Genomic DNA, 2,612 nt, shown 5'->3' with positions numbered 1-2,612 from the left:
TGTGGACGGTGAAGACGGTTCTCGGGCGCCGTGGCTGCAGGCTCAGCAGCGCCGGCAGCAGCCCGGCCTGCCAGTCGTGCGCGTGCACGATGTCAGCGCACCAATCCGGTGCAAGTTGCCCCAGGGCCAGTGCCGCGGCGGCGCGACAGAACAGCGCAAAGCGTGCGGCGTTGTCCGGCCAGTCCTCGCCGTCGGCGGTCTGGTACGGGTTGCCGGGCCGCTCGAAGGCCGGGGCGGCGATCAGGTACAGCGGCAGCTTGCGTCGTCCGCCGGCCGGCAGTTCGCCGCGCAGCAGGGTCACGCTGCCGCCGTACAGTGCCGACCGGGCCACCGGTTCGGCGCCCGGCAGCGCCTCGCGCACCGCCGGGTAGGCGGGCAGCACCAAGCGGGCATCGACGCCGAGGGCACGCAGTGCCGGCGGCAGGGCGCCGGCGACGTCGCCCAGGCCACCGGTCTTGATCAGCGGCCAGGCCTCGCTGGCCGCCAGCAGCACGCGCGGGCGCTTCACGGCACCTCCAGCACCAGCGCCGCCAGCGGCGGCAGGGTGATGGACACCGACCACGGCCGGCCCATCCAGGGCACCGGCTCGGCGTCGGCGCCGGCGGCGCCGACGTTGCCGCCGCCGTAGTGGCCGGAGTCGGAATTGAGGCGTACCGCATACCAGCCGGGGCCGGGTACGCCCAGGCGGTAGCCGTGGCGCACCACCGGCGTGAAATTGAGCACCACCAGCATGCTGCGGCCGCCGCCGTGACGCAGATAACTGATCACCGAGTGCGTGGCGTCGTTGCAGTCGACCCATTCGAAGCCGTGCGGTTCGAAGTCGTGCCCGTGCAGGGGCGGCTGGTCGCGGTACAGGTGCGCCAGGTCGCGGGTGAGCGCGTGCAGGCCGCGGTGGCGGTCATGGTCGAGCAGGTGCCAGTCCAGGGCGCGGTCGTGGTTCCATTCCGTCCACTGGCCGAACTCGCCGCCCATGAACAGCAGCTTCTTGCCCGGGAAGGTGAACTGGTAGGCCAGCAGCAGGCGCAGGTTGGCGAAGCGCTGCCACGTGTCGCCGGGCATCTTGTCCAGCAGGGCGCGCTTGCCGTGCACCACCTCGTCGTGGCTCAGCGGCAGCACGAAGTTTTCCGAGTAGGCGTACAGCATGCCGAAGGTGAGCCGTTCGTGGTGATGGGTCCGGTGCACCGGGTCGTGCTGCAGGTAATCGAGCGAGTCGTGCATCCAGCCCATGTTCCACTTCAGCGCGAAGCCCAGCCCACCGGCCCAGGCCGGGCGCGAGACCTGCGGCCAGGCGGTGGATTCCTCGGCGATCATCAGCGTGCCGGGGTGCTGGCCCTGCACCACGCCGCACACCTCGCGCAGGAACTCGACCGCTTCCAGGTTCTCGTTGCCGCCGTGGCGGTTGGGCAGCCACTGGCCGGGGCCGCGCGAGTAGTCCAGGTACAGCATGGAGGCGACCGCATCCACGCGCAGGCCGTCGACGTGGAAGGCTTCCACCCAGTGCAGCGCCGAACCGATGAGGAAGCTTTTCACCTCGGCACGGCCGAAGTTGAAGATCAGCGTGCCCCAGTCGGGGTGCTCGCCCAGGCGCGGGTCGGCGTGTTCGTACAGTGCCGTGCCGTCGAACCGTGCCAGGGCGTGGTCGTCGCGCGGAAAGTGCGCCGGTACCCAGTCCAGGATGACGCCGATGCCGGCCTGGTGCAGGCGGTCGATCAGCAGCCGCAGGCCGTCCGGGTCGCCGTGGCGGGCGGTCGGCGCGAAGTAGCCGGTGCACTGGTAACCCCAGGAGCCGTCGAACGGATGTTCCATGACCGGCAGCAGCTCGACGTGGGTGAAGCCCAGATCGCTGACGTACGGCACCAGCTGGTCGGCGATTTCCTGGTAGCTCTGGAAGCTGCCGTCCGGGCGGCGGCGCCAGGAGCCCAGGTGCAGCTCGTAGATGCTGATCGGCTGCCGGTGCCAGTCGTTGGCGGCGCGCCGTTCGAGCCAGGCGTGATCGCCCCAGACATGGCGGCTGGGCGCGGTCACCCGGCTGGCGTTGGCCGGACGCATTTCGCCGGCGCGGGCATAGGGGTCGGCCTTCAGCAGCAGCCCGTGCGCGGTGCGCAGCTCGAACTTGTACAGCTGGCCCGCCCGCGCGCCGGGGATGAACAGCTCCCAGACGCCACTGTCTGCGCGGCTGCGCATGGGGTGCCAGCGCCCGTCCCAGCCGTTCCAGTCGCCGACCACCGACACGCCCTGCGCGTTTGGCGCCCAGACGGCGAACAGCACGCCGTCGACGCCGTCCACCTGGCGCGGATGGGCGCCGAGCACGTTCTGCGGATGCCAGTGCCGGCCTTGCCCGAACAGGTGCAGGTCGAAGTCGGACAACAGCGGCTTGAAAGTGTAGGGGTCGGTGTATGTATGATCATTTCCTGCGCTGTCCCGCCAGTGCAGCGTGTAATGGGCCGGTAGCAGGCGCTCGCCAACATCGGCTTCGAACACGTCGCTGCCCGGCAGGCGTCGCCAGGACGCGTCGGGCACGCCGGCCAGTGCCACCTGCGCGGCGCCTGGGCACAGGGCGCGCAGGCGGTGGCCGTGACGGCCCAGCAGGCGGAACGGATCGTGCAGGTGGC

The 2,612-nt window shown here is 70.8% G+C and carries 2 protein-coding genes; both read right to left on the bottom strand.

The window, feature by feature from the left end; all coding sequences use genetic code 11:
• On the bottom strand, positions 1-508 hold a 508-nt coding region (locus ABYX71_RS11460), incomplete at its 3' end, for a glycogen/starch synthase (protein ID WP_372696625.1).
• Positions 505-2,607 (bottom strand): 1,4-alpha-glucan branching protein GlgB, encoded by a 2,103-nt coding sequence (glgB, locus tag ABYX71_RS11455; protein ID WP_372696626.1) that lies wholly within the window; start codon positions 2,605-2,607, stop codon positions 505-507. The genes ABYX71_RS11460 and glgB, both read right to left, overlap by 4 nt.
• Positions 2,608-2,612: the final 5 nt, after the last annotated feature.

Origin of the sequence: Immundisolibacter sp. (genome assembly GCF_041625615.1) — a bacterium.
Taxonomy (GTDB): domain Bacteria; phylum Pseudomonadota; class Gammaproteobacteria; order Immundisolibacterales; family Immundisolibacteraceae; genus Immundisolibacter.
Note: the sequence above shows the minus strand (reverse complement) of the source record. Positions and strands in the feature narration are given on the sequence as shown.